The sequence below is a fragment of the Streptomyces sp. NPDC045695 genome (assembly GCF_056432025.1).
In genome coordinates, this window is the sequence record NZ_JBWKJU010000001.1 from 15134 (window position 1) to 32801 (window position 17668).

At 72.4% G+C, this 17668-nt stretch carries 19 protein-coding genes; 13 read left to right on the forward strand and 6 right to left on the reverse strand.

Annotated elements, in window-relative coordinates:
• Positions 1-427 precede the first annotated feature (427 nt).
• Together AC07DU_RS00080 and AC07DU_RS00085 are read left to right on the forward strand one after the other, a co-directional pair.
• Positions 428-1957, forward strand: coding sequence for a glutamate-cysteine ligase family protein (locus tag AC07DU_RS00080; RefSeq protein ID WP_479036960.1), 1530 nt, complete (start codon positions 428-430; stop codon positions 1955-1957).
• 120 nt (positions 1958-2077) lie between these two features.
• Complete coding sequence (locus AC07DU_RS00085; RefSeq protein WP_479036957.1) at positions 2078-2899, forward strand: CPBP family intramembrane glutamic endopeptidase; 822 nt, start codon at positions 2078-2080, stop codon at positions 2897-2899.
• Positions 2900-2914: 15 nt separating this feature from the next.
• On the opposite strand, the gene AC07DU_RS00090 is transcribed toward AC07DU_RS00085, so the two are convergent.
• A complete protein-coding gene (locus AC07DU_RS00090) occupies positions 2915-3736 on the reverse strand; it encodes a PhzF family phenazine biosynthesis protein (protein WP_360904093.1) in 822 nt (273 codons plus the stop codon).
• A gap of 204 nt (positions 3737-3940) precedes the next feature.
• On the opposite strand from AC07DU_RS00090, the gene AC07DU_RS00095 reads away from it, so the two are divergent.
• Positions 3941-4579 (forward strand): PadR family transcriptional regulator, encoded by a 639-nt coding sequence (locus tag AC07DU_RS00095; protein ID WP_479036951.1) that lies wholly within the window; start codon positions 3941-3943, stop codon positions 4577-4579.
• Between the two features lie 105 nt (positions 4580-4684).
• Here the strand turns inward: AC07DU_RS00095 and AC07DU_RS00100 are convergent, their stop codons facing one another.
• Positions 4685-5113 carry a type II toxin-antitoxin system Rv0910 family toxin gene (locus AC07DU_RS00100; protein ID WP_360904099.1) on the reverse strand — a complete coding sequence of 143 codons (429 nt, stop codon included), beginning with the start codon at positions 5111-5113 and terminating at the stop codon, positions 4685-4687.
• A gap of 169 nt (positions 5114-5282) precedes the next feature.
• Here AC07DU_RS00100 and AC07DU_RS00105 point away from each other — a divergent pair, with 169 nt between their 5' ends.
• Positions 5283-6320, forward strand: a complete 1038-nt coding sequence (locus tag AC07DU_RS00105) for an EamA family transporter (RefSeq protein ID WP_479108774.1) — start codon at positions 5283-5285, stop codon at positions 6318-6320.
• Between the two features lie 163 nt (positions 6321-6483).
• Positions 6484-7455 (forward strand): DMT family transporter, encoded by a 972-nt coding sequence (locus AC07DU_RS00110; RefSeq protein ID WP_479108775.1) that lies wholly within the window; start codon positions 6484-6486, stop codon positions 7453-7455.
• On the opposite strand, the gene AC07DU_RS00115 is transcribed toward AC07DU_RS00110, so the two are convergent.
• Positions 7437-8144 carry a pyridoxamine 5'-phosphate oxidase family protein gene (locus AC07DU_RS00115; RefSeq protein ID WP_479108776.1) on the reverse strand — a complete coding sequence of 236 codons (708 nt, stop codon included), beginning with the start codon at positions 8142-8144 and terminating at the stop codon, positions 7437-7439. The two genes, AC07DU_RS00110 and AC07DU_RS00115, sit on opposite strands and share 19 nt — an antisense overlap.
• A gap of 37 nt (positions 8145-8181) precedes the next feature.
• Between AC07DU_RS00115 and AC07DU_RS00120 the strand changes: the two genes are divergently transcribed.
• Positions 8182-9516, forward strand: coding sequence for an aminotransferase class I/II-fold pyridoxal phosphate-dependent enzyme (locus tag AC07DU_RS00120; RefSeq protein WP_479108777.1), 1335 nt, complete (start codon positions 8182-8184; stop codon positions 9514-9516).
• Positions 9517-9572: 56 nt separating this feature from the next.
• Here the strand turns inward: AC07DU_RS00120 and AC07DU_RS00125 are convergent, their stop codons facing one another.
• Together AC07DU_RS00125 and AC07DU_RS00130 are read right to left on the reverse strand one after the other, a co-directional pair.
• Positions 9573-9767 (reverse strand): hypothetical protein, encoded by a 195-nt coding sequence (locus AC07DU_RS00125; RefSeq protein WP_479108778.1) that lies wholly within the window; start codon positions 9765-9767, stop codon positions 9573-9575.
• Between the two features lie 3 nt (positions 9768-9770).
• Complete coding sequence (locus AC07DU_RS00130; protein WP_479108779.1) at positions 9771-10775, reverse strand: DMT family transporter; 1005 nt, start codon at positions 10773-10775, stop codon at positions 9771-9773.
• A gap of 38 nt (positions 10776-10813) precedes the next feature.
• Here AC07DU_RS00130 and AC07DU_RS00135 point away from each other — a divergent pair, with 38 nt between their 5' ends.
• Positions 10814-11710: a LysR family transcriptional regulator gene (locus AC07DU_RS00135; RefSeq protein ID WP_360898290.1), complete on the forward strand. Its 897-nt coding sequence runs from the start codon at positions 10814-10816 to the stop codon at positions 11708-11710.
• A 57-nt stretch (positions 11711-11767) separates the two neighbouring features.
• Here the strand turns inward: AC07DU_RS00135 and AC07DU_RS00140 are convergent, their stop codons facing one another.
• A complete protein-coding gene (locus tag AC07DU_RS00140; protein WP_360898292.1) occupies positions 11768-12226 on the reverse strand; it encodes a pyridoxamine 5'-phosphate oxidase family protein in 459 nt (152 codons plus the stop codon).
• 91 nt (positions 12227-12317) lie between these two features.
• Here AC07DU_RS00140 and AC07DU_RS00145 point away from each other — a divergent pair, with 91 nt between their 5' ends.
• The 6 genes from AC07DU_RS00145 (at position 12318) to AC07DU_RS00170 (ending at position 17579) form a co-directional block, all read left to right on the forward strand.
• Positions 12318-12932, forward strand: coding sequence for a cysteine hydrolase family protein (locus AC07DU_RS00145; RefSeq protein WP_468626279.1), 615 nt, complete (start codon positions 12318-12320; stop codon positions 12930-12932).
• An 18-nt stretch (positions 12933-12950) separates the two neighbouring features.
• Positions 12951-13796, forward strand: coding sequence for a HipA family kinase (locus AC07DU_RS00150; RefSeq protein ID WP_360898296.1), 846 nt, complete (start codon positions 12951-12953; stop codon positions 13794-13796).
• Entirely contained in the window at positions 13757-14176 is a 420-nt protein-coding gene (locus tag AC07DU_RS00155) for a DUF3037 domain-containing protein (RefSeq protein WP_453374083.1), read from the forward strand. The genes AC07DU_RS00150 and AC07DU_RS00155 overlap by 40 nt, the downstream gene beginning before the upstream one ends.
• A gap of 118 nt (positions 14177-14294) precedes the next feature.
• Positions 14295-15056 carry a 3-oxoacyl-ACP reductase FabG gene (fabG, locus tag AC07DU_RS00160; protein WP_361947129.1) on the forward strand — a complete coding sequence of 254 codons (762 nt, stop codon included), beginning with the start codon at positions 14295-14297 and terminating at the stop codon, positions 15054-15056.
• 25 nt (positions 15057-15081) lie between these two features.
• Positions 15082-15843 carry an SDR family oxidoreductase gene (locus AC07DU_RS00165; protein ID WP_360898302.1) on the forward strand — a complete coding sequence of 254 codons (762 nt, stop codon included), beginning with the start codon at positions 15082-15084 and terminating at the stop codon, positions 15841-15843.
• Positions 15844-15995: 152 nt separating this feature from the next.
• Positions 15996-17579 carry an ABC transporter substrate-binding protein gene (locus AC07DU_RS00170; RefSeq protein ID WP_360898304.1) on the forward strand — a complete coding sequence of 528 codons (1584 nt, stop codon included), beginning with the start codon at positions 15996-15998 and terminating at the stop codon, positions 17577-17579.
• Positions 17580-17668 lie beyond the last annotated feature (89 nt).

The window sequence follows — 17668 nt, forward strand, 5'->3', positions numbered from 1 at the left end:
GGGCCAGAGGGGGGCCGAGGGGCAATGGCCGCGCGCCAACTCTCTGCCTCGTTTGCGGAGTTTATACGACATGTGTTCACACAGTGTTTCGGCTAGCTGTCCCGCCTATTGCCGACAAGGTGCTTACCGGTCCCACTGACATGGCATTCATGCCGGATGTGCGCGGACATGCCGCGCTGACCTCGGAGGTTACCGGACGGGGGCTCGGCTGGAAAGCACCGGTTATCCAGAAACGGCAAAGTCGGAGCGGAATTTGCGCGGAGCGACTTGCCAGGTGAATGTGCCGAAGCGCCCTTCGGCCAAACCGGCGCGCGCTCCGCGCCACGCACGCCCCCCGGGCGTTACGGATCACGCTGCCGGGGCATCATCGACCGTAATGCGTGCCTGGATGTTCCGAGCCGGGCCCACTCGAGGAGGGGACGCTTCGATGGGGGAGAAGGTCGTGGCGGGCGGATTCGACCTGTCCGATCGGCAGCGGTATCGAAGGAAACTTCACGAGTGTCTGGAGGGACTGGAGCGGCTGCTGGCGGAGAAGAGGTTCGATCGCCCGAAGAACATGATGGGGCTGGAGATCGAGTTGAATCTGGCGGGCGCCGACGGGCTGCCGAGAATGCTGAATGCGCAGGTGCTGGAGCGGATTGCGAGCCCTGATTTCCAGACCGAACTCGGAATGTTCAATCTGGAGGTGAACGTTCTCCCGCACCGGCTCGGCGGCCGGGTATTCGACCAGCTCGCAGAGGAACTCAGTGCGGGGCTGGGCTATGCCCACCGGCAGGCCGCGGAGATCGACGCCGGAGTCGTGATGATCGGTATTCTGCCGACGATCTCCCGCGCGGACCTGGTCACCGCGAACCTCTCGGCGGTGGACCGCTACTCCCTGCTGAACGAGCAGATCCTGATGATGCGCGGGGAGGACTTCGCGCTCGACATCGACGGGGTCGAGCGGCTGGTGTGGAGCTGCGGGTCCATCGTGCCGGAGGCCGCCTGCACGTCCGTACAGCTGCACTTGCAGGTGACGCCCGCCCGCTTCTCCGACGTGTGGAACGCGGCGCAGGCGGTGGCCGCCGCCCAGATAGCCGTCGGCGCCAACTCGCCCTTCCTGTTCGGGCGCGAGCTGTGGCGGGAGTCGCGGCCGCCGCTGTTCACGCAGGCCACCGACACCCGGCCGCCCGAGCTCCAGTCCCAGGGGGTGCGGCCGCGCACCTGGTTCGGGGAGCGCTGGGTCGACTCGGCGTACGAGCTCTTCGCCGAGAACGTCCGCTACTTCCCGGCCCTGCTGCCGATCTGCGACGAGGAGGAGCCCCTGCGGGTGCTCGCCGGCGGCGGGGTGCCCGGGCTGCAGGAGTTGGTCCTGCACAACGGCACCGTCTACCGGTGGAACCGGCCCGTGTACGGGGTCGCGGACGGGGTGGCGCACCTGCGGGTGGAGAACCGGGTGCTGCCGGCCGGGCCGACGGTCGCCGACGTCGTCGCGAACGCCGCCTTCTACTACGGGCTGGTACGCACCCTCGCGGACGAGCCGCGCCCGGTGTGGAGCCGGCTGCCCTTCGCCGAGGCGGAGGCGAACTTCGACGCGGCGTGCCGGTACGGGATCGACGCGCGGCTGCGGTGGCCGCGCCGGGGCCGGGCCGGGGGACTGGCCAGCGTGCCCGCCGTGCGGCTGGTCCTGGACGAGCTCCTGCCCATGGCGGCGGCGGGCCTGGACGCCTGGGGCATCGAGCCCGCGGACCGGGACCACTACCTCGGCATCATCGAGGAGCGCTGCCGACGGCGCGTGAACGGGGCGACCTGGCAGGTGGACACCTACCACCGGGCCCTGGCGACCGGTCTGGAGCGCGACGAGGCGCTGGCGGCGACCACCCGGCGGTACAGCGAGCTGATGCACAAGGGCGACCCCGTGCACACCTGGCCCGTCGGGCTCGGGGAGGTGAGCGCCCCGGTGCCGGCGGCGCGCTGAGGCGTCCGGAGCCGTCCGGAGTGGCCGGGGAGTCGTTCCTAGTCGTCCGGGAGCCGTCCGGGACCCCCGCAGTGATCCTCCGAGCCGCCCGAGGAGGCAGTATGGGGTGGTCGTAACGGGATGGCAGGACGGGAGTCGGGCGTGCGGGCGGAGCCGGAGCCGGTGGTCGTGGGGCTGGGCGAGGACGGGCGGCGGGGTGTCCTGGGCACCGAGACGCTGCTCGTCCTGGCGCTGTCGCTGGGCGCGAGCGCAGTGTCGGCCCTGATCAGCTTCATCGGCTCGCTCACCAAGCCCGGCGGTCTGAAGGACCAGGCCGCCACGCTCAACGGCTCGTACGCGCCCGGCCGGCCCTGGCTGGACCTGGCCTGGCAGCTGTTCGGGATGTCGACCGCGCTGGTTCCCGTCCTGCTGGTGGCGCACTTCCTGACCCGCGAGGGCGCCCCCGGCCTGCGGGCGCTGGGCTTCGACCGCACCAGGCCCGGGTGGGACCTGGGCCGGGGCGCGCTGGTCGCCGCCGGTATCGGCAGCGCGGGCCTGGCCTTCTACCTGGCGGCGCGGGCCACCGGCTTCAACCTGACGGTGGTGCCGGAGGCGCTGCCCGACGTGTGGTGGAAGTTCCCCGTACTGATCCTCTCGGCGCTGCAGAACTCCGTGGTGGAGGAGGTCATCGTCCTGGCCTACCTGCTGCGCCGGCTCGACCAGCTGGGCTGGTCGCCGACGGCCGCGCTGCTGGCCAGCTCGGTGCTGCGCGGCTCCTACCACCTCTACCAAGGCATCGGCGGCTTCATCGGCAACATGGTGATGGGCGTCGTGTTCGTCCTGGCCTACCGGCGCTGGGGGCGGGTGGGGCCGCTCGTCGTCGCGCACGCGCTGCTCGACGTCGTGGCCTTCGTCGGGTACGCCCTGCTCGCGGGCAAGGTGGGCTGGCTGCCGACGCCGTGAACGGCCCGGCCGCCCTCAGGGGGCGGTGAGCAGCTCCCCGTCGAGGACGGTGACCGCGTGACCGGTCAGCAGGGTGCGCTCCCCGGCCAGGGTGACCTTGACCAGCCCCTGGCGGGCCCCGCCCTGGAGGCCGGTCAGCTCGGTGCGGCCCAGACGTCGCGCCCAGAACGGGGCGAGCGCGGTGTGGGCGCTGCCCGTGACCGGGTCCTCGTCGATCCCGAAGGCGGGGAAGAAGCCGCGGGAGACGAAGTCGTACCCGCGGGAGGGATCCTCGGCGGGCGCGGTGACGATCACCCCGCGCTTGGCGAAGGCGCGCAGGGCGGCGTGGTCCGGCTCCAGTTCGCGGACGGTCCTCTCGTCGGCGAGCTCGATGAGCACGTCCCCGATGTGGGCGGCGGTGTCGTGCACGGAGAGGATCGGGGCCCCGCCGAGCGCGTGGTCCACGGCGGGCGGGACCGGGACCGGGGTCAGTGAGGACGTCGGGAAGTCCAGGGTGATCGCGCCGTCCGCGGCGGCCTCGGCGGTGAGGATGCCGCAGCGGGCGGTGAAGCGGATCAGCCCCGTGGCCAGGCCCTGTTCGCTCAGGACGTGTGCCGTGGCGAGCGTGGCGTGACCGCACATGTCGACCTCGGCGGCGGGGGTGAACCAGCGCAGCGCCCAGTCGGCGTCGCCGCCGGGCGGCAGCGGGTGGGCGAAGGCGGTCTCGGAGAGGTTCATCTCGGAGGCGACCTGCTGGAGCCAGGCGTCCGGGGGGAACGCGCCGTCCAGGAGCAGGACTCCGGCGGGGTTCCCGTGGAAGGGACGGTCGGTGAAGGCGTCGACGGTTCGGATGCGCATGCCCCGACGGTAGGGGGATTCCTTGATCGACGACAAAGGCCAATCCGGGGTGACTGGCCTTGGCGCGCATCCTTGCCCCCCGCACTGGCCGGGGCTGTTCGCTCGACTGGTTCCCGATATATCGTTGACGCATCGCGATGGATCATCGATAGTGGATACATCGGACAACCGATCGCGAGACGCAACGGCGAGAGGAGCGCAGGCATGCGTTCACATGGACAGCACGGACCGTCGGGACAGCCCGGACACGGTCACGGACATGAGCACGGGCGGGGCCACGGTCACTGCGGGCCCGATCGCCGGGAAGGGTTCAAGGGGCTGCGCGCCGCCTTCGGGCCGTTCGGGCCGCCCTTCGGGCAGGGCCCCTTCGGCGGGCGCGGCGGTCGCGGGGGACCGCGGGGCAGGGCGCGGCGCGGTGACGTGCGCGCCTCGATCCTGGCGCTGCTCACCGACCGGCCGATGCACGGGTACGAGATGATCCAGGAGATCGGCGAGCGCAGCGGCGGGGCCTGGAAGCCCAGCCCGGGCTCGGTCTACCCCACCCTGCAGCTGCTGGAGGACGAGGGGCTCATCACCAATGAGAGCGAGGGCGGCAAGAAGCTGTTCACGCTCACCGAGGCCGGCCGGACCGAGGCCGCCTCGGGTCCGGACGCCCCGTGGGCGGATGCCGGGCGCGGCTTCGACGTCGAGGCGATGCACGAGGTCCGCACGGCCGGCATCGGCCTGATGGAGGCCTTCGGGCAGGTCTTCAAGACCGGCTCGCCCGAGCAGCGGGAGAAGGCGCTCGGCGTCATCAACGACGCCCGCAAGAAGCTCTACCTGATCCTGGCCGACGAGCACTGAGGCCGCAGCCCCCCGTGCGTGACGGCGCGCCCCGCGAGTCCGCTCGCGGGGCGCGCCGTCATGCGCGCGGGCTGCCGCCGTTCCGCTGGGGTGGGGGCGGGACGGTCAGGCGACCAGGGCGGCCAGCTTGCGCAGGGACTCGTTCAGCGCGGCGGTGGCCGAGTCCTTGAGCTTGCCCGCCATCAGCGAGACGGCCGCGCCGGTGAACTCGCCGTCGATGCGGACCGTGGTGCCCGCGCCGTCGGGGGTCAGGGTGTAGCGGGTGAGGACGGCCACGCCCATCGGGCCCTTGCCGGTGATGGCGAAGAGGCGCTCGTCCTCCAGCTCCGAGACGGTCCAGAGCACTTCGGCCGGGAAACCCATCATCTTCATGTTCTCGGCGAAGGTGGAGCCGACCGCGAGGGTCTCGGGCCCGCCCTTCGGGAAATCGGTGTGGGTCATGCTCCACTGGCCGTACGCGTCCCAGTCCGTCAGCTGGGACCAGAGCTTCGCGGCGGACGCCTCGATGCGTGATTCCGCGGTGACTTCAGCCATGCGACCACCCCTTCTCGTCGGGTACGTGCGGCGGAAGGTAGCCGTGGCGGGTGCAACATTCAATACTGACGACCTGTCAGATGTAGGGTCCGGGCGGGCGGGATGACGCGTGCGTCTCAACAGGCGTCACCCTCGTGACGCTCCTGACTCGCCCTGCGATGATGGTCCGATGCAAGCGTCAGGGAGACATGCCGGACTGGGCCTCGCCCTGGTCTCGGCGTTCGCGTTCGGTGGTTCCGGCGTGGCGGCGAAGCCGCTGATCGAGGCGGGTCTGGACCCGCTCCACATGGTGTGGCTCCGGGTGGCCGGGGCAGCGCTCGTGCTGTCCCCGCTCGCCTGGCGCCACCGCGATCTCGTACGCCGCAGGCCCGCGCTGGTGGCGGGCTTCGGGCTGGTCGCCGTGGCGGGTGTGCAGGCCTTCTACTTCGCCTCGCTGTCCCGGATCCCGGTCGGCGTGGCCCTCCTGCTGGAGTACCTGGGCCCCGCGCTGCTCCTCGGTTACATCCGCTTCGTGCAGCGCAAGCCCGTGACGCGGGGCGCCGCCGCCGGCGCGGCCGTGGCCGTCGCGGGCCTGGCCTGTGTGGTCGAGATCTGGGCCGGGCTCAGCCTGGACCTGCTCGGCGTGCTCTTCGGCCTGGCCGCCGCCTGCTGCCAGGCCTTCTACTTCGTCTTCGCCGATCAGGGCGCGGACGGGGACGACGTCCCCGACCCGCTCGGTGTGATCGCGTACGGCATGCTCGTCGGCACCCTGGTGATGACGGTGATCGCCCGGCCGTGGGAGATCGACTGGCAGGTGCTCGGCGGGCAGGCGGCCATGGGCGACACGATGGTGCCGGCGCCGGTGCTGCTCGGCTGGGTGGTGCTGATCGCGACGGTCTTCGCCTATCTGACCGGCGTGGTCTCCGTGCGCAAGCTGTCGCCGCAGGTCGCCGGTGTGGTGGCCGTCCTGGAGGCGGTCGTCGCCACCGTGCTGGCCTGGATCCTGCTCGGCGAGCACCTGTCGACCTGGCAGATCGTCGGCGGCGGGCTGGTGCTGGGCGGCGCCTTCATCGCGCAGTCCTCCCGGTCCGGCCCCGCGGCCCAGGCGACCCCGGCGGCCGCCGCGACGCCTGAAGCCGCGGCAACCGGGGAAGCCGCCGCGACGCCGTCGGCCCCGGCGGACCGGGCTGCCGCGGCGGCCCTGGACCGCGAGACGACGAGAGCCTAGGGTGGCGATCATGCCTTCGACCGTGCTTCCGCCTCCCGCCGCCTAGCGCGGGCGGCGCCTCCACCTTGGTCCGACCCGGCCCGGGAGTCCCCGGGCGGGTCCGCGCTGCCCGCGAAGCGATGACCTGCTTCCCTCATCCTTCACGCATGCGCGGAGACTTCTCGTGTCGAACCATTCGCCCGCTGCCGGGCGCAGTCTGCTGTACCTCGTCGTCGCCGGAGCCGCCTGGGGCACCGCCGGGGCGGCCGCCTCACTCCTCTTCCTGGCCAGTGACCTCGGCCCGCTCGCCCTGTCGTTCTGGCGGTGCGCGGGCGGGCTGGTCGTGCTGCTGGGGGTGCTCGCCGTCCGGGGGACCCGCCCCGAGCCCGGGCGGGCGCGGCCCTCGGCGGGCTCGCTGATCGTGACCGGGCTGCTGTTCACGCTCTTCCAGGCCGCGTACTTCGCCGCCGTGCGCGAGACCGGCCTCGCGGTGGGCACCGTGGTCACCCTGGGCGCCGGACCCGTGCTCATCGCGCTCGGCGCCCGGCACTGGATGGGCGAGCGGCTCGGCCGCGGTGGCGCGGCCGCCGTCCTCGGGGCGCTGACCGGGCTCGCCGTACTGGTACTGGGCGGTGGCGGGGCCGAGGTGCGACCTCTCGGCATCGGCTGGGCGCTGCTCTCGGCCGCCGGGTACGCAGCGATGACCCTGCGTGCCCGCTGGCTCGGGCAGCGCGGGGCGGGCGGGGACCCGCTGGTGACCACCGCCTGGTCGGTCGCGGTGGGCACGGTCTGCCTGCTGCCGCTCGCCGCGGTGGAGGGGCTGCTGCCGCACACCGGCGAGCTGGGGCGGGTGCTGTGGCTGCTGGTGTACGTCGCCACGGTGCCGACGGCGCTGGCGTACGCGCTCTACTTCACGGGGGCCGCGGCCGTACGGGCCGCCACCGTGTCGGTGATCATGCTGATCGAGCCGGTGAGCGCGGCGGTGATCGCCGTACTGCTCCTGGGGGAGCGGCTTACCGGCGCCGTGGTGCTCGGCACCGTACTGCTGCTGGCGGCGGTGGGCGCCCTGATCGTGGCCGAGACCCGCCGTCCCGCGCGGCGGCCGGAACGGGAGCCCGCCGCCGCGCGGTCGCGTCCTCAGAGCGCGGTGAGGTAACCGGGGACCTCGGTGCCGGGGGCGAGGTGCGCGTCGGGCACGGGGGTCCCGTACGCCGGGGCGACCGGGACCAGGCCCGCCCAGTAGGGCAGGTCCAGGTCCTCCGCGTCGTCGTTCACCGGGCCGTTGCGCAGCTTCGCGGACACCTCGGTCAGGTCCAGCCGGATCACCGCGGTGGCGGCGAGTTCCCTGGCGGAGGCGGGCCGGACGTCGGCGGAGCGGCCCGGGACGGCCGAGTCGACCAGGGCGTCCAGGGCCGTCCGGCGCTCCGCCTCGTCGGTGACCTCGTAGGCGATGCCGTGGGCGACCACCGAGCGGTAGTTGAGCGAGTGGTGGAAGGCCGAACGCGCCAGGACCAGTGCGTCGACGTGGGTCACGGTCACGCACACGGCCAGGCCCGGGTCGCTCTGGCCGGCCGCCAGGAGCGGGCGGGAGCCGGTGGAGCCGTGGATGTAGATCGATTCGCCGACGCGGGCGAAGAGCGTGGGCAGGACCACCGGGGCGCCGTCGCGGATGAAGCCGAGGTGGCAGATGTAGGCCTGGTCGAGTATCGAGTGCACCGTCTCGCGGTCGTAGCGCGCCCGGTCCCGGGAACGGGTCGGCACCGTGCGGTCGGTGGGCGCGTACGCGTCGGACGAGGTGGTCGGCCCGGACGACGCGGGCGCTTGCGTGGCGGGCGTAGCGGTCATGATGCGAACTCCGTTGTACTAGTGCATAATGTGGTTTGTGCTAGGAGACTATCGGATTGTCGGACGCCGTGCAGCGGATATCGCGGCCAGTGTCGAAGCGGGCGTCGGAGCGGGCGCGCTCGCGCCGGGCGCGCTGCTCCCGCCCATGCGGGAGCTGGCGGCCGAGCTGGGGGTGAACCCCAACACCGTGGCGGCGGCGTACCGGACGCTGCGCGAGCGCGGGGTCATCGAAACCGACGGGCGGCGCGGCAGCCGGGTGCGCGCCCGCCCGTCGAGCGCGCCGCGCGACGCCCTGCGGATGGCCGTGCCGGCGGGCGTGCGGGACCTCACGGAGGGCAACCCGGACGTGTCCCTGCTCCCGTCGCTGGAGGGGCCGCTGGCGGCGGCCGCCCGGCGGTACGCCCAGGCCCCGCCCCTCTACGGGCAGGACCCGGTCGACCCGGACTTGGCCCGGCTGGCCCGGGCCGACCTCGACGCGGACGGGGTGCCGGCCGGGCCCGTCGCGCTGACCTCCGGCGCGCTGGACGGGATCGAACGGGTCCTGGCGGCGCACCTGCGCCCCGGGGACGCCGTCGCGGTCGAGGATCCGGGCTGGGGGAGCGTGCTGGACCTGGTCCCGGCGCTCGGGCTGCGGGTGCTGCCGGTCGCCGTGGACGACGACGGGCCGCAGGTCCACGCGGTGGCGCGGGCCCTGGAGGCCGGGGCGCGGGCGCTGGTGGTGACCTCACGGGCCCAGAACCCGACGGGCGCGGCGGTGAGCGCGGAGCGGGCGGCGGAGCTGCGCGCCCTGCTGGCGGGCCACCCCGAGGTGCTGGTGATCGACGACGACCACGGGCACGCGATCGTGGACCTGCCCCTCCAGCCGCTGGGTGGGGTCACCCGGCACTGGGCGCTGGTCCGGTCGGCGGCGAAGGCGTACGGGCCGGACCTGCGGCTGGCGGTGCTGACGGGGGACGCGGTGACCCTGGACCGGGTGCGGGGGCGGCAGCGGCTGGGCCCCGGATGGGTGAGCCGGCTGCTCCAGTACGCGGTGGTGGAGCTGTGGACCTCGGGCGCGGTGGACCGCTCCGCGGTGGCCCGCTCGTACGGGGAGCGGCGCGACGGGCTGGTGGCGGCGCTGCGCGAGCGGGGCGTACAGGCGTACGGGCGCAGCGGGATGAACGTGTGGGTGCCGGTGGCCGACGAGACGGGAGTGGTGACGCGGCTGCTGGCCGCGGGCTGGGCGGTGACCGCCGGAGCCCGGTTCCGGGTCGAGTCGCCGCCGGGCGTGCGGCTGACGGTGTCGCAGCTGGCGGCCGGGGAGGTGCTGGGTCTGGCCGACGCCGTGGCGGCGGCGGTCCGGCCGGGGGCGGCCGGGGTCCGGTACGTGTGACCCCGGCCCGGCCGGGGCGGGTACCCCTCATCCCGGGCCGGCCCCTCGCCGGAGTGTCAGGCGGCTTCCAGCAGCCCGCCGAGGACGAAGACGCACCCGCACAGGGCGATCAGCGTGCCGACGAGGCGGTAGAGGCGGACCGAGAGCCGCCGTTGCACCGGGCCGAGGTCGCCCCGGGCGTGCATGCGCAGCTCGGCGTTGCTGTCGGCCCAGCGCTCCAGCGCCCGCCCTTGAGGCGTAGCCCTTGGCAAGGGCTACGCGGGCTTGCGTGCGCCGGGGCGGGCCTGGGTGAGGGCGGCGCCCGCCAGCACGATGGCGGCGCCGACCGGGGTGTTCCAGTGCAGTTGCTCGCCGAGCACCAGGACGCCCGCCGTGGTGGCGATGACCGGGATGAAGTAGGTGACCATCTGGGCGGTGGTCGGCCCGACCTCCGTCACCAGTCCGTACTGCATCTGCAGGGCCATCCCCGTGCCGAGCGCCCCCAGCGCGATCACCGACAGGGTCGGCCAGAGCGGGAACGAGCCCGGCGCCGTCGTGAACAGGGCGCTGACCAGGGCGAGCTGGAGCGTGGAGACCATCAGCTGGCCGCCGGTCAGGGCCACCGGTGAGCCGGGGGTGCCGGCCAGCGTGCGGCGGACGTAGATCCAGCCGACGGGGTAGCAGAGCGAGGCCAGCAGGGCGAAGGCGGTGCCCTTGGCGTCGACGCCGGAGAAGCCGTGCCAGGCGCCGAGGACGGTGAGCACGCCCAGGAAGCCCAGGCCCAGGCCGGCGAAGCGGCGGCGCGTCGGGCGGTCCTCGGACAGGGCGACCATCGAGAGCGCCATGCCCCACAGGGGCGAGGTGGCGTTGCAGATGCCCGCCAGGCTGGACGGAATGCTCAGCTCCGCGTACGCGAAGAGCGAGAAGGGGGCGGTGTTGAGCAGGAGCGCAGCCACGCTGAGGTGGCCCCAGGTGCGCAGCCCCCGAGGGAGCGGCTCGCGGCGGATCAGCAGCACGGCGAGGAGGGCGAGCGCCCCGAACAGGACCCGGCCCAGAGCCACCTGGAAGGGCGCGTACGCCTCCGTACCCACCTTGATCAGGAGGAAGCTGAAGCCCCAGACGACCGAGAGGATCGCGAAGCGGACGCGCCAGTCGCAGAGACCGCCCCGCCGGGTGGGAGGAGGGGTGGGGGCGAGGGAGGGGGTGGCCGGGTGGGCCGGGCGGGCGGTCGTGGGTGCGCTCATGACCCTTACTGTGCTCGTATCAACTTCGTAGGACAAGCGAGAGTTTCTCGGGGTGTCGGCGTAGCATCGCTTACATGTTGAACCTGGAGCGCTTGCGCACCCTCGACGCCCTCGCCCGCCACGGCTCGGTCAGCGGCGCGGCCGACGGTCTCCACGTCACCACCTCCGCCGTGTCCCAGCAGATGGCCAAGCTGGAGCGCGAGGTCGGCCAGCCGCTGCTCGCCAGGAACGGACGCGGCGTCCGGCTCACCGACGCGGGGCGGCTGCTCGCCGATCACGCGGCCCGGATCATCTCCCAGGTGGAGCTCGCCCAGGCCGACGTCGAGGCGCAGCGGGGCTGCGCCGTCGGCGAGCTGCGGATCGGCGCCTTCGCGACCGCCATGCGCGGGCTGCTGCCCCAGGCCCTGGCCGCGCTGCGCGCCGGGCATCCGGACCTGCGGGTCCGCGTGCGCGAGGAGGAGCCCGAGGAGAGCATGGCGGCCGTCGTGCGCGGGGACCTCGACCTGGCCCTGGCGATCGACTGGTACAACAAGCGCATGCCGGTGCCCGCCGAACTCACCCGGACGCACCTGCTCGACGACTCCGTCGACATCGCGGTCCCGGCCGGCCACCGCCTCGCCGACCGGTCCGAGATCTCCCTCGCCGAGTTCGCCGACGACGACTGGATCTCCTGGAAGGAGGGACAGTTCTGCCACGAGTGGCTGGTCTTCACCCTGCGGGGTACGGGCAGCGAGCCGCGCATCGCCCACATCGCCGAAGAACACCACACCCAGCTGGCCTTCGTGGAGGCCGGGCTCGGGGTGTGCGTGGCGCCCCGGCTGGGCCGCGGCCCGGTGCCCCCGGGGGTGCGGCTCCTGCCGGTCTGCGACACGGTGCGCCGGCACGTGTACGCGGTCTGGCGCGCGGACGCCGACCGGCGGCCCTCCATCCGGGCCGCGGTCGAGGCCCTGCGCGAGGTGGCCGCACGGTAGCGGCCGCGCGTGCGGGCCGCACCCCCGCCGCACCCCGCCCGGTTCCGCGCAAGGCGCCTACAGCTTGCGGAAGTCCCAGGAGACGACCGACTCCGGGGTGAGGCGGATCCAGGCGTGCCGTCCGTCGTGCGGCATCTGCGGGATCCCGAAGTTCTTGGCCGGGAAGATCCGTTCGGCCTCGGCCAGCTCGGGGCACGGCTCGCCCGTGCGCGGGGCCTCGCCCACGAAGACGGCGCTGCCGGACAGTTCCACGCCGCGCAGTTCGCCGTACGCCTCGCCCGCGTCCACGACCACCGAGATCCGCGGATCCTTGCGCAGGTCGGACCAGCGGCGGCTGCGGGTGATCGAGTACAGCCACAGCGAGCTGCCGTCCCAGGCGAACCACAGGGCGCCCACGTGCGGGCGTCCGTCCGGGGAGACCGTCGCCACCCGGCAGGTCCTCTGCTCGCGCAGGAAGGCGTCCACTTCCGCGTCGCTCATCATGATGCGGCGGCCCCGCCGCTGCGTCTCACTCACCCGTGCCTCGTCCATCCGTCCCGCACCCCTTCACATCTGACTGTGTGTCAGGAATCATGAGGGCTCTTCCGTCGCCACGCCAGGGGGAGTCATGCCGGATCTGGACCCCGCCACCACCGCGCTGCTCACCGTCGAGTGCCAGAACGGCGTGGTCGGCGAGGAGAGCGCGTTGCCCGAGCTGGCCAAGGAGGCCCGGGACTCCGGGATGCTGGAGCGGGTGGCCGCGCTGGCCGACGCGGCGCGCGGGGCCGGCGTACAGGTGCTGCACGCGATCGCCGAACGGCGGCCGGACGGGCTCGGCGCGAACAGCAACGCGCGGCTGTTCCGCGCCGCCGGCAAGCTGCCCGTGCGCCAGCTGACCGGGAGCCCGGCGGTCGAGGTCGCCGCCCCCATCGTCGTGGCCGCACAGGACCTGGTGGTCCGCCGGCTCCACGGTCTCTCCCCGATGGCCGGCACCGGTCTCGACGCCCTGCTGCGCAACCTCGGCGTCCGCACCCTCGTCGTCACCGGGGTCTCCTCCAACATCGCCATCCCGAACACCGTCTTCGACGCCGTGAACCTCGGCTACCAGGTCGTCGTCCCGGCCGACGCCATCGCCGGGGTGCCCGCCTCCTGCACCGCCGAGGTGATCCGCAACTCCCTCGCGCTGGTGGCGGTGATCACTACGGCCGAGGCGCTGCTCAATCAGTGGGCTCCCGCGTCCTGATCGCCGTAACCTGGGCGGATGTTGTCCGAAGTGATCGCGACGCGCTACGTCACGCCCCTGCGTGAGGGCGGCTCGCTCCCGGGAATCGTCGAGGCCGACGACTACGGGACCTATGTCATGAAGTTCACCGGCGCCGGGCAGGGCCGCAAGACCCTGGTCGCCGAGGTCATCTGCGGCCGCCTGGCCCAGAGGCTGGGCCTGCGGGTCCCGCGGCTGGTGCAGATGCAGCTCGACCCCGTCATCGGGCTCGGCGAGCCCGACCAGGAGGTCCAGGAGCTGCTCAAGGCCAGCGGCGGGCTCAACCTCGGCATGGACTACCTGCCCGGCTCGATCGGCTTCGATCCGCTCGCGTACCAGGTGGACCCGGTCGAGGCGGGGCGCGTGGTCTGGTTCGACGCTCTGATCAACAACGTCGACCGGTCCTGGCGCAACCCGAACATGCTGGTCTGGCACGGCGACGTCTGGCTCATCGACCACGGCGCCACCATGATCTGGCACCACAACTGGCCGACCGCCGCGGCCGCGGCCGCCAAGCCCTACAACGCCTCCGACCACGTCCTGGCCCCCGTGGGGCCCGACATCGCGGCCGCGGCGGCCGCGCTCGCGCCGCTGGTCACCGAGGAGCTCCTCACGGAGGTCGCCGCCGACGTCCCCGACGAGTGGCTGGTCGACGAGCCCGGCTTCGACACCACCGACGCCGTGCGCCGCGCCTATGTGGAGGCGCTGCTGCCGCGTGCGGCCACGATCCACGAGAGGATCTCGCTGGAGGCCGAGGTCAAGGCCCCGGCCGGACCGCCCGGCTGGCTCACCGACCACCTGCCCGAATGGCCGCACAAGACCAAGAAGAAGAGCGACGACGAGTGACCGAGCGGGACGTGTTCGAGTACGCGCTGGTGCGTGTGGTGCCCCGGATGGAACGCGGCGAGTGCTTCAACGCCGGCGTGATCGTCTACTGCCGGGCGCACGCCTACGTCGCCGCGCGCACCCACCTCGACGAGGCGAAGCTCCTCGCGCTGGACCCCCGGGCCGACGTGGCCGGCGTACGGGCCGCCCTGCGCGGGGTCGAGGGGGTGTGCGCGGGCGGGGAGGCCGCGGGACAGGCGGCGGGTGACGACCCGGGGCGCCGGTTCCGCTGGCTGATCGCACCGCGCAGCACCGTGGTGCAGCCGGGGCCGGTGCACACCGGCCTGACGGCCGATCCGGCGGCGGAGCTGGAGCGGCTGCTGGACCTGCTGGTGCGCTGACGTGCGGGGGCCGCGCCGTTGACACGGGGTGCCAGGGCTCCTAGCGTCTCCTCAGCTGAAGCTACTAAGCGGTTGCTCACCTCTGGGCGGCCGCCTCTCAAGGGCGAGGAGATCCAGCATGTCCACCACCGAGCAGCGCGTCGCGATCGTGACCGGGGCGGCCCGGGGCATCGGCGCGGCCACCGCCGTACGCCTGGCCGCCGAGGGCCGGGCCGTCGCCGTACTCGACCTGGACGAGGCGGCCTGCAAGGACACCGTGGAGGCCATCACGGCGGCCGGCGGCAAGGCCCTGGCGGTCGGCTGCGACGTCTCCGACGGGGCGCAGGTGGAGGCGGCCGTCGCGCGCGTCGCCGACGAGCTGGGCGCCCCGACCATCCTGGTCAACAACGCGGGGGTGTTGCGCGACAACCTGCTGTTCAAGATGAGCGAGACCGACTGGGACACGGTCATGAACGTGCACCTGCGCGGGGCCTTCCTGATGTCCAAGGCCTGCCAGAAGTACATGGTGGAGGCCAAGTTCGGCCGCATCGTGAACCTCTCCAGCAGTTCGGCGCTCGGCAACCGCGGCCAGGCCAACTACTCCGCGGCCAAGGCGGGCCTGCAGGGCTTCACTAAGACGCTGGCCGTCGAGCTCGGCAAGTTCGGCGTCACCGCCAACGCCGTCGCCCCCGGCTTCATCGTCACCGAGATGACCGCGCAGACGGCCGCCCGCGTCGGCATGGGCTTCGAGGACTTCCAGGCGGCCGCGGCCACCCAGATCCCCGTCCAGCGCGTCGGCCGTCCCGACGACATCGCCAACGCCATCGCCTTCTTCACGGGCGAGGCCGCGGGCTTCGTCTCCGGCCAGGTCATGTACGTGGCCGGCGGCCCGCTCAACTGACGTCACGAGAGGCAGGGCGCACGTCATGACGTACAACGGAACCGACAGCGGCAAGGTCGCGCTGATCACCGGGGCGAGCCGGGGCATCGGCTACGGCATCGCCGAGGCGCTGGTCGCGCGCGGTGACCGGCTCTGCATCACGGGGCGCAGCGAGGAGGCCCTCAAGGAGGCCGTCGAGCGGCTCGGCGCGGACCGGGTGATCGGTGTCGCGGGCAAGGCGCACGACGAGGAGCACCAGGCCGTCGCCGTCGAGCGGACGATGGAGGCCTTCGGCCGCGTCGACTTCCTGGTCAACAACGCGGGCACCAATCCGGTCTTCGGGCCGATCGCGGACCTGGACCTCGGGGTCGCCCGCAAGGTCTTCGAGACGAACGTGATCTCGGCGCTTGGCTTCGCCCAGCGGACCTGGCACGCCTGGCAGAAGGACAACGGCGGTGCGATCGTGAACATCGCCTCCATCGCCGGCGTCTCCGCTTCGCCCTTCATCGGTGCGTACGGGATGAGCAAGGCCGCCATGATCAACCTCACGCTCCAGCTCGCCCACGAGATGGCACCGGGTGTCCGGGTCAACGCCATCGCCCCGGCGGTGGTCAAGACGAAGTTCGCGCAGGCGCTCTACGAGGGCCGGGAGCAGGAGGCCGCGGCCGCCTATCCGCTCGGGCGGCTGGGGCTGCCCGAGGACATCGGAGGGGCCGCCGCGTTCCTCACATCCGCACAAGCGGAATGGGTGACGGGCCAAACTCTGGTCGTCGACGGAGGGATGTTCCTCAATGCTGGAGTGCATTGACCGATAATCGGACACATCCGCCTCCAAAAGGGAGGTAAATGTGTATCGAATATGCACGGAACCGGTCAAGTGCCTCACGAAGCCACCCCATTGGATTCGTGAGGCACTGCGGTAGGGTCTGCCGCACCCCTGGCTGATCGAGGAGCGTGCACGTGTTCAACCGGACCAGATGCCTGCAGATCTCTGCGGCCGTTGCGTCCATATCCCTGCTCGCCGGATGCGGCCTGCTGTCGGAGGACGACGGCGACGATATGAAGAGGATCGTCGTCGGTACCACCAGCGCACCGAGCACCCTCGATCCCGCGGCGGCCTGGGACGGCTCCTGGGAGCTGTACCGGAACGTCTACCAGACCCTGCTGGCCTTCCCCACGGGCTCCACCAAGCCCCAGCCGGACGCCGCCCAGAGCTGTGACTTCACGGACGGGGCGAGCCAGGCGTACCGCTGCACCCTGCGCAAGGGCCTGAAGTTCTCCAACGGCGAGCCGCTCGACGCCAAGGCCGTCAAGCACTCCCTGGACCGGATCCGGACCATCGGGTCCAAGGTCGGCCCCAAGGACCTCTTCGGCAGCCTCGACAAGATCGAGACCCCGGACGCGCTGACGGTCGTGTTCCACCTGAAGACCTCGGACGCCACCTTCCCGTACGTCCTCGGCTCGCCCGCCGCCTCGCTGGTCGCGCCCAAGGACTACCCGGCCGACAAGGTGCGGGAGGACGGCAAGGTCACCGGTTCCGGCCCGTACGTGCTCGACTCGTACAAGGAGGGCGGCGAGGCCGTCCTCAGCCGCAACGGGAGCTACGCGGGCTTCGCCAACCGCCGCAACAACGGGGTGACCATCCGCTACTTCGCGGACTCCCCGAAGATGGTCGCGGCCCTGAAGGCGAAGGAGATCGACGCCACCTACCGAGGCCTGTCGGCTCCGGAGATCACGGACCTGCAGACCCCCGCCTCGCACGCGCTGGGCGTCCAGGTGGTCGAGAACGTCGGCGCCGAGATCCGCTACCTGGTCTTCAACCCGCAGGACCCGGCGGTCAACAAGCTCGCGGTCCGCCAGGCCATCGCCCAGGTCATCGACCGCGGGACGCTCGTCTCCAAGGTCTACCAGGGCACCGCGGAGCCGCTGTACTCGATGGTCCCCAAAGGGGTCGTCGGCCACAAGACGCCCTTCCACGACAAGTACGGCCCCGCCGACGTCCCCAAGGCCAAGAAGATCCTGCGCGACGCCGGGATCACCCAGCCGGTCGAGCTGACCTTCTGGTACACCACCGACCGCTACGGCTCCTCCACCGCCGACGAGTTCACCGAGCTCAAGCGGCAGCTGGACGAGAGCCTCCTCTTCAAGATCACGCTGCGCAGCCAGCCCTGGAAGGCCTTCCAGGAGGGGTACAAGAGCGGTCAGTACCCGGTCTTCGGCCGCGGCTGGTTCCCCGACTTCCCGGACCCGGACAACTTCATCGCGCCGTTCGTCGGGAAGGAGAACGCGGTCGGCACCCCGTACGAGCAGGCCGAGATCCTGAACGAGCTGCTGCCCAAGACCCGCCGCGAGGGAGACCGCTCGGCGGGAGTGCGCGAGTTCGAGAAGGCGCAGCAGATCTTCGCCGAGGACGTGCGGCTGCTGCCCCTGTGGCAGGGCAAGCTGTACGTCGCCGCACGCGAGGACATCGCGGGCGCCGAGCGGGCGCTGGACCCGCAGACCGCCATGCAGATGTGGGAGCTGTACCGCAAGACCAGCTGGTAGGCGGGCGGCCGGTGCGGCCGGCTGACCTGGGCGGCCGACGCGTTGTCAGTGCCCCCCGGTAGGTTCTGGAGCAGTCGCACGAACTTGTA

Bases quoted from the DNA above. Each gene is read 5' to 3' on its own strand.
- AC07DU_RS00100 (WP_360904099.1), bottom strand. From the start codon at position 5,113: ATGGCTGAAGTCACCGCGGAATCACGCATCGAGGCGTCCGCCGCGAAG.
- AC07DU_RS00155 (WP_453374083.1), top strand. From the start codon at position 13,757: ATGGCCGCACAAGACCAAGAAGAAGAGCGACGACGAGTGACCGAGCGG.
- AC07DU_RS00105 (WP_479108774.1), top strand. From the start codon at position 5,283: ATGCAAGCGTCAGGGAGACATGCCGGACTGGGCCTCGCCCTGGTCTCG.
- AC07DU_RS00090 (WP_360904093.1), bottom strand. From the start codon at position 3,736: ATGCGCATCCGAACCGTCGACGCCTTCACCGACCGTCCCTTCCACGGG.
- AC07DU_RS00080 (WP_479036960.1), top strand. From the start codon at position 428: ATGGGGGAGAAGGTCGTGGCGGGCGGATTCGACCTGTCCGATCGGCAG.
- AC07DU_RS00165 (WP_360898302.1), top strand. From the start codon at position 15,082: ATGACGTACAACGGAACCGACAGCGGCAAGGTCGCGCTGATCACCGGG.
- AC07DU_RS00115 (WP_479108776.1), bottom strand. From the start codon at position 8,144: ATGACCGCTACGCCCGCCACGCAAGCGCCCGCGTCGTCCGGGCCGACC.
- AC07DU_RS00095 (WP_479036951.1), top strand. From the start codon at position 3,941: ATGCGTTCACATGGACAGCACGGACCGTCGGGACAGCCCGGACACGGT.
- AC07DU_RS00145 (WP_468626279.1), top strand. From the start codon at position 12,318: ATGCCGGATCTGGACCCCGCCACCACCGCGCTGCTCACCGTCGAGTGC.
- AC07DU_RS00135 (WP_360898290.1), top strand. From the start codon at position 10,814: ATGTTGAACCTGGAGCGCTTGCGCACCCTCGACGCCCTCGCCCGCCAC.
- AC07DU_RS00150 (WP_360898296.1), top strand. From the start codon at position 12,951: ATGTTGTCCGAAGTGATCGCGACGCGCTACGTCACGCCCCTGCGTGAG.
- AC07DU_RS00085 (WP_479036957.1), top strand. From the start codon at position 2,078: ATGGCAGGACGGGAGTCGGGCGTGCGGGCGGAGCCGGAGCCGGTGGTC.
- fabG (WP_361947129.1), top strand. From the start codon at position 14,295: ATGTCCACCACCGAGCAGCGCGTCGCGATCGTGACCGGGGCGGCCCGG.